Origin of the sequence: Ensifer sp. ZNC0028, from assembly GCF_000799055.1 — a bacterium.
GTDB lineage: Bacteria > Pseudomonadota > Alphaproteobacteria > Rhizobiales > Rhizobiaceae > Ensifer.
In genome coordinates this window covers 68576-76081 of record NZ_JTLA01000110.1, presented here as the reverse complement: position 1 = coordinate 76081, position 7506 = coordinate 68576, and the positions used below count along the sequence as shown (strand labels likewise).

General features: G+C 62.9%; 8 protein-coding genes. 3 read left to right on the top strand and 5 right to left on the bottom strand.

Annotated features, from left to right (window positions below):
* Positions 1 to 157 precede the first annotated feature (157 nt).
* The 5 genes from L981_RS25900 to L981_RS34720 all read right to left on the bottom strand — a co-directional run bounded on the left by L981_RS25900 (position 158) and on the right by L981_RS34720 (position 4237).
* The gene (locus tag L981_RS25900) at positions 158 to 394 is read right to left on the bottom strand and encodes a sulfurtransferase TusA family protein (protein WP_043623130.1); all 237 of its coding nucleotides are present in this window, start codon (positions 392 to 394) and stop codon (positions 158 to 160) included.
* Entirely contained in the window at positions 394 to 1836 is a 1443-nt protein-coding gene (locus tag L981_RS25895) for a murein L,D-transpeptidase family protein (protein ID WP_043623129.1), read from the bottom strand. The genes L981_RS25900 and L981_RS25895 overlap by 1 nt, the downstream gene beginning before the upstream one ends.
* A 280-nt stretch (positions 1837 to 2116) precedes the next feature.
* Complete coding sequence (locus tag L981_RS25890; protein ID WP_043623127.1) at positions 2117 to 3070, bottom strand: acetyl-CoA carboxylase carboxyltransferase subunit alpha; 954 nt, start codon at positions 3068 to 3070, stop codon at positions 2117 to 2119.
* Positions 3071 to 3134: 64 nt separating this feature from the next.
* The gene (xerD, locus tag L981_RS25885) at positions 3135 to 4091 is read right to left on the bottom strand and encodes a site-specific tyrosine recombinase XerD (RefSeq protein WP_043623126.1); all 957 of its coding nucleotides are present in this window, start codon (positions 4089 to 4091) and stop codon (positions 3135 to 3137) included.
* Positions 4088 to 4237, bottom strand: a complete 150-nt coding sequence (locus L981_RS34720; protein ID WP_034806731.1) for a hypothetical protein — start codon at positions 4235 to 4237, stop codon at positions 4088 to 4090. Before L981_RS34720 ends, xerD begins: the two co-directional genes overlap by 4 nt.
* A gap of 234 nt (positions 4238 to 4471) precedes the next feature.
* Between L981_RS34720 and L981_RS25875 the strand changes: the two genes are divergently transcribed.
* The 3 genes from L981_RS25875 to L981_RS25865 are packed head-to-tail and all read left to right on the top strand — an operon-like array spanning position 4472 to position 7492.
* The gene (locus tag L981_RS25875) at positions 4472 to 5062 is read left to right on the top strand and encodes a shikimate kinase (protein WP_043623123.1); all 591 of its coding nucleotides are present in this window, start codon (positions 4472 to 4474) and stop codon (positions 5060 to 5062) included.
* Complete coding sequence (aroB, locus tag L981_RS25870; protein WP_043623121.1) at positions 5055 to 6188, top strand: 3-dehydroquinate synthase; 1134 nt, start codon at positions 5055 to 5057, stop codon at positions 6186 to 6188. The genes L981_RS25875 and aroB overlap by 8 nt, the downstream gene beginning before the upstream one ends.
* Complete coding sequence (locus L981_RS25865) at positions 6185 to 7492, top strand: HlyC/CorC family transporter (RefSeq protein WP_043623117.1); 1308 nt, start codon at positions 6185 to 6187, stop codon at positions 7490 to 7492. Before aroB ends, L981_RS25865 begins: the two co-directional genes overlap by 4 nt.
* Positions 7493 to 7506 lie beyond the last annotated feature (14 nt).

Sequence of the window (7506 nt, the reverse complement as noted above, 5' to 3'; positions counted from 1 at the left end):
GAGTTGCGGCTTTGAGGCAAGCTCCAGGAAAAGTGCGAAGCGGTTTCCGTTCGGAGTTGCGCCCTTGAGGCAAGCTCCAGGAAAAGTGCGGACGCGTTTCTGGCTGCAGGCAACCCGAATACAAATCATGCCAAGCCGCGTTGCGGCTGGCTGCGCCTTACGCGCCTTTGCGGATGAGGAACCGGTGGCCACCGTCGGCGGGTGCGGTCTCTTCGAGCTTGTGGCCGTCCTCGTTGCAGAAATGCGGAATGTCGATCACGGCCAGCGGGTCGGTGGTCGTAATCTCCAGCAAAGCGCCTGGCGCCAGCGAGGTCATGCGTTTGCGCGTCTTCAAAACGGGAAGGGGGCATTTAAGCCCCCTCAGGTCGTAGACGATCTTTTGTTCGTCCGGCATCAATTGCCCCAGATCTTCCAGAACGGGCGCTTCTTCGGCGGCTCTTCCGTCAGAACCGGCGCCTCGGCGGTCGCATCGGCTGCCGGCGTCGTTGCCGTGGTCACGGCAGCGGCCTGCTGCTGGGCGGCGGGAGCCGCTGCTTTCGCCTGCTTTGCGGTCGTTGCCGGAGCCGACTGCGCCTGCGGCGCGGCGGTTGCCTGCTGGTCCGGCGTCACGACGACGGGAGCCGGCATCTGCAATTCCGGTTCGCTCTTCGAGAACAGGCTCCAGAAGGATTTCTTCGGCTCTTCGACGGCTGCCTGCATCACCGGCTGCGGAATGGGATTGGCGGCGGGGACGGGGACGTGCTTGCCGCCATCGGTCGCCTTTTCGAGTTCCTTCTTCTGGAGCTCGACAGCCACCTTGGTTTCTTCCGCTTCCTTCTGATCGGCGAGCTTCTTTTCGAGATCGCTCGCCTTCATCATCTTGCCGGCGTCAAGCGAGTTGCCGGTCGGGGCATAGGCGAGCTCGCGGCCGACGCGCTGCTTGGCGACGATCGCCTTGCGCTCGGCCTCGCTCGGCTCGTACCAGACCATGCCGTCATACTTCTTCATGGCCTTGTCGTAGTCTGTCTGATAGCTCTTCTCGAAGGTCGACATGGCGACCTGCAAGGCCGGCGGCGTCGACATGGCCGGGCACTGTCCACCCGGATTGAACGGGCCGGAGGCCTGCTGGTTGAAGACGTACTTCTTTTCGCAGACGTTGACTTCCGGCGGACGCTTGGTGACTTCGAACTGGTCGTAACCGACCTTCAGCATTTTCCAGAAGTCGATATTCGGGTTGTCGCGGTGACGCGCCATGTTTTCCGCGGTCATGCGGAAGGGGAACGCCTGCAGCTGTACGCTCTCCTGGCCGCCCTTGAAGCTGTCGCGGGCGAGCGCGAAAATCTCGATCATCTGCTCGTCGGTCATCGAGTAGCAGCCCGACGACGAGCAGGCGCCGTGGATCATCAGGTGCGTGCCCTGGCGACCGTTCGCCTTGTCGTAGGCGTTGGGATAGCCGGTGTTGATCGCCAGATAATAGTTGGAGTTGGGGTTCATCTGGCGGGGGAAGAGCGGGTAGAAACCTTCCGGCGCCTGCCGGTCGCCTTCCTTCACCTTGGGGCCGAGCTTGCCGGACCAGGCGCAGATCTTGTAGGTCTTCAAGAGCTGGAAACGGTTGGCCGTGTTGGCCTTCCAGACCTCGAGCGTGCCTTCTTCCTTGAAGATGCGCAGCGCGATCGGCGCCTGCTTCTGCATGCCGAGTTCGGTCATCTTTCTGACCATCGGCGCAGAGACCTGGTACTCGGTCTTGTTCTTGACGGACTTGATATCGACCGACGTCGTCGCATCCAGCGCTTCGTTGGTGCAGCCGGCAAGTGTGGCGACAATGGCGGCGGAAGCTAAAAGGTTCCAGAAACGCATCAGCAGAGGCCCGTTCAAACCCAAACTCGACTAGGATAGCCCAGTCCGCGAGGGTGGGCCCTTTAGAGAATCACTAAGCGATTATACTTCACGAATTCTTAACCCTGCAGGGTGGCCCTGCCGATGCGCTGTTCATGACCTCATGAATATGGCCAAGATTTGGCCACACTCCGCTTTGCAGTTGCGAAACACGCTGCCGCAATCGCGGACCATGGAGACCGGCGAGGGGAAAGGCGTGGGGTTTTCGCCCCGTTCCCGCCTAAGGACTGCCGATTGAGGCTTAGAGATTACGGCCGATATTCAGGTATTTCTGCCGGCGATCGGTGCGCAACTGGTCGCCATCGCGTCCGGAAAGTTCCTTGAGCGCGTCGGCGATCACGGTTCCGGTGCGACCGATGACCGCATTCGGGTCGCGGTGTGCGCCGCCGACGGGCTCCTGGATGATGCCGTCGATGACGCCGAGCGCCTTCAGATCCTCGGACGTGATCTTCATGTTGCTGGCCGCTTCCTTGGCGCGGGTGGAATCGCGCCACAGGATCGAAGCAGCGCCTTCCGGCGAGATGACGCTGTAGATCGCATGCTCCAGCATGTAGACGCGGTTGCCGGTGGCGATCGCAATCGCGCCGCCGGAGCCGCCTTCGCCGATGACGACGGTGACGATCGGCACGCGAACGTTGAGGCACATCTCGGTGGAGCGGGCAATCGCTTCCGCCTGGCCGCGCTCTTCGGCGTTAACGCCAGGATAGGCGCCGGCGGTATCGACCAGCGTGATCAGCGGCAGGCCGAAGCGATCGGCCATTTCCATGACGCGGATCGCCTTGCGGTAGCCTTCCGGACGGGGGCTGCCGAAATTGTGCTTGATGCGCGACTTCGTATCGTTGCCCTTTTCCTGGCCGAGAACGGCGACCGGCATGCCGCGGAAACGCGCAAGGCCGGCCTGGATGGCGTCGTCATTGGCGAAGTTGCGGTCGCCGGCAAGCGGCGTGAACTCGGTGAAGAGTTCTGCTGCATAATCCAGGAAGTGTGGACGCTGGGGGTGGCGGGCGACCTGGGTCTTCTGCCACGGCGTCAGCTTGGAATAGATCTCGACCATCGCGTCGCGGACGCGCGTCTCCAGGCGTTCGATCTCATCCGAAGTGTTCACGCTCTCGTCTTCGCCGGCGAGCTTCTTCAATTCGAGAATCTTGCCTTCGAGGTCGGAGATGGGTTTTTCGAAATCGAGATAGTTGTGCATGAGATGCGTTTCCGATCATTTTGCGACAAGGGTCTGCGGGCCGAAACCAGCCTGCCCGGCGGTCCTAATCCTGTTTTTTCGCCTGTTTGGCAAGAGGGTGATGGTTTTGCACGAGGTTGTGCAGCCGTTCTTCCAGCACATGCGTATAGATTTGTGTCGTGGAAATGTCCGAATGCCCCAGCAGTTCCTGCACCGCGCGAAGGTCGGCGCCATTGGCGAGCAGGTGGCTGGCGAAGGCATGCCTGAGCACGTGCGGGGAGATCGTGGCGACCCTTATGCCGGCGCGGGCCGCAAGCGATTTCAGGTCGCGCGCAAAAACCTGGCGCGGCAGGAAGCCCTGCTTGCCCGAGGAGGGAAAGAGCCACGGGCTCTCGCGGTTGCCAGTTTCGTCGCGCGCCATCTCGTCGGCGAGCGCCTCGCCATAGGCCCGCATGGCCCGGATCGCCGCCTGCGACAGCGGCACGAGGCGGTCCTTGTTGCCCTTGCCGCGGATGACGAGGAAGCGGCCGTTCTGGGCAAGCACGCTTGCCGGCAGCGACACAAGTTCGCTGACGCGCATGCCGGTCGCATAGAGCAGTTCGATCAGCGCATGCATGCGCAATCGGACGAGGCGATCTTCGCCGCTGCCCGCCGCCTCGGTCTCTGCCTGGCCGATCAGCCGTGAGACGTCGTCGACGCTTAGCGTCTTCGGCAGGCTGCGTCCCTTTTTCGGTGCGTCGAGGATCCCGGTCGGGTCGTCGCCGCGCATGCCTTCGGCGTAGAGGAACTTGTAGAACTGCCTGAGTGCCGAAAGCCGCCGCGCCTGCGAGGATGCCTTGAAGCCCTGGCCGGCGAGATGGGCGAGATACCCGCGAAGATCGTCCGGTGTCGCTGCCGTCAGCCCGGTTCCAAGCGTGCGCAGGTGCGAGGAGGCATCTTCGAGATCACGCTCGTAGGATTGCAGCGTGTTGACCGCGGCACCTCGCTCGGCGCTCATCATTTCGAGGAAAGCCTCGACATGGGCGGCGGAAAGATCGCTCATTGGGTCTTGTTCACCCGTTCGGACGGGATCTTCACGGTGACGTCGCGCTCCGTCGGCTCGACGAAGGTGACGAGAGAGATCATCGTGCCGTACACTATCCCGGCTATAACGGCGCAGAAGAACAGGAACCGGAAGAGGGTCGGCATTTCAATCTCCTCTGCATGTGCCTTTCGATCGAAGCGGACGCAAGGATACATGCAGGCGTTCAAACGGCCAGTGCGTTTCAGCGCCCGGAATGAGCGCGCGACGCCGTGGCGGGTGCCAGACCTATATGAACGCCGCTTCCGCCGAGTTCAAGAACCGTGAGCGGACGCGCGCGACGACTTGACGCTACACCCTGATTTGTCGATACCGAAAGGGAATGGGGAATAAGAAGTCCAATGAACGACGTGATCGAACCGGTTTCCGCAACGCTTGCCGAGCGGGCGAAGCTTGTACTCGGTAAACGCAATCTCGTGTTCATCGGCCTGATGGGCGCCGGCAAATCGGCGATCGGTCGCTTGACGGCTCAGGCGCTCGGCATTCCCTTCGTCGATTCCGACCATGAGATCGAGCGCGTCTCGCGCATGACGATCAGCGATCTCTTCGCCCGCTATGGCGAAGACGAGTTCCGGGCACTCGAAACGCGGGTGCTGAAGCGGCTCTTGCGCAGCGGGCCGCGCGTGGTCTCGACCGGTGGCGGCGCCTATATCAACGAGCGTTCGCGCCGCCAGATCAAGAAGGGCGGCCTGACGGTCTGGCTCAATGCCGAACTCGACGTGCTCTGGGAGCGGGTCAACAAGCGCGACACCCGGCCGCTGCTGAAGACCGAGAACCCCAGGCAGACGCTCGAAAACCTGATGAATGCGCGTTACCCGATCTATGCGGAAGCGGACCTGACGGTGCTGTCGCGCGATGTGAAGAAAGAGACGATGGTCGAGGACGTCCTCAACGCCGTCATCGAGTACCAGGACAAGAAGACCCATGAATAGCCATGCGATGCCTGCCGCCGAACGCAAGGTCCGTGTCGACCTAGGTGACCGTTCCTACGATATCCTGATCGGTCCCGGGCTGATCGCCGCCGCGGGCCACGAGATCGCGGCTCGCCTCAAGGGGCGCAAGATGGCGGTCATCACCGATGAGAACGTCGCGCCGCGCTACCTCGAGCCGCTGATGGCGAGCTTGAAGGAGCGCGATATCGATGCCGTGTCGCTGGTGCTTCCCGCTGGCGAAAAGACCAAGAGCTTCGAACATCTGATCCCCGTCTGCGAAACCGTTCTCGGCGCCCGCATCGAGCGCAACGATGCGGTGATCGCGCTTGGCGGCGGCGTCATCGGCGACCTCACCGGCTTTGCCGCCGGCATCGTGCGCCGCGGCTCGCGCTTTATCCAGATCCCGACCTCGCTGTTGGCGCAGGTGGATTCCTCCGTCGGCGGCAAGACCGGCATCAACTCGCCGCACGGTAAGAACCTCATCGGCGTGTTCCACCAGCCGGACCTGGTGCTGGCCGATACCGACGTGCTCGACACGCTGAGTGAGCGCGAGTTCCGCGCCGGCTATGCCGAAGTGGCGAAATACGGGCTGATCGACAAGCCGGACTTCTTTGCCTGGCTCGAAGCGAACTGGCAGGCGGTCTTTGCCGGCGGCAGCGCTCGCATCGAGGCGATCGCGGTCAGTTGCCAGGCCAAGGCGGACGTCGTCGCCGCAGACGAGCGCGAGAACGGCTTGCGGGCACTGCTCAACCTCGGCCACACCTTCGGCCATGCGCTGGAGGCGGCAACCGAATACGACAGCGCCCGGCTGGTGCACGGCGAGGGCGTTTCGATCGGCATGGTGCTGGCGCATCAGTTCTCGGCGCGCATGAACCTTGCAAGCCCCGACGATGCGTCCCGTGTCGAGGCGCACCTGAAGGCGGTCGGCCTGCCGACGCGCATGGCGGAAATCCCGGGCACGCTGCCGCCGGCCGAACGGCTGATGGATGCGATCGCCCAGGACAAGAAGGTCAAGGGCGGCAAGCTCACCTTCATCCTGACCAGGGGCGTCGGGCAGTCCTTCGTTGCTGACGACGTTCCGTCGTCCGAGGTCCTGAACTTCCTGAGGGAAAAGCACCCGCAATGACCGGCGAAGCCTTCATTGCCTTCCTGGCGGAGTATTGGCTGTCGATCCTGTCGGTCTTCTGCCTGCTGTTGCTGTCGGCTTTCTTTTCGGGCTCGGAAACGGCGCTGACTGCCGCCTCGCGCTCGCGCATGCATACGCTGGAAAACAATGGCGAGGAGCGGGCCGGCATCGTCAACCGGCTGATCGAACGGCGCGACCGGCTGATCGGTACGCTTTTGATCGGCAACAACCTCGTCAACATTCTGGCGTCGTCGCTGACAACGAGCCTGCTGATCGGCCTGCTCGGCGACAGCGGTGTGGCGATCGCCACACTTGCGATGACCGTGCTGCTCGTCATCTTCTCGGAAGTGCTGCCGAAGAGCTGGGCGATTGCCTCGCCGGATCGTTTCGCGATCGCCGTGGCTCCCCTCGTTCGCCCCTTCGTTGCGGTCGTCGGACCTCTCTCCAGCCTCGTCAACGGCATCGTTCGCCGGATTCTGAACCTCTTCGGTGTCAATCTCGCCGCCGACATGTCGATGCTTTCGGCGCATGAGGAACTGCGTGGCGCGGTGGATCTGCTGCACCGTGAGGGCTCGGTGATCAAGGCCGACCGCGATCGGCTCGGCGGCGTTCTCGACCTCGGCGAGCTCGAAATCTCCGACATCATGATCCACCGCACCAGCATGCGGGCGATCAATGCCGATGAACCGCCCGAGGTGTGCGTTCGCGATATCCTCGAGAGCCCGTTCACCCGGCTGCCGCTCTGGCGCGGCTCGACCGACAACATCATCGGCGTCGTACATTCGAAGGATCTGCTGCGGGCGCTGGCCGAACCCAATGTCGAGCCGGAGAACCTGGATATCGTCAAGATCGCGCAGAAGCCTTGGTTCGTGCCGGATACGACCAACCTCAAGGACCAGCTCAACGCGTTCCTGCGCCGCAAGCTGCATCTGGCCATCGTCGTCGACGAATATGGCCAGGTTCAGGGCCTGGTGACGTTGGAGGACATTCTGGAGGAGATCGTCGGCGATATCGCCGATGAGCACGATCTCGATATCCAGGGCGTGCGCCAGGAGGCTGACGGCTCGATCGTCGTCGACGGCTCGGTGCCGATCCGCGATCTCAACCGCGCGCTCGACTGGTCGCTGCCGGACGAGGAGGCGACGACGGTTGCCGGTCTGGTCATCCACGAATCCAAGAGCATTCCCGAGGAGCGCCAGGCCTTCACCTTCCACGGCAAGCGCTTCATCGTGATGAAGCGGGTGAAGAACCGCATCACGAAGCTGCGCATCCGCCCGGCGGAAGAGGGCGCTCCGCCGACCTGATCGCCGCGATTGCC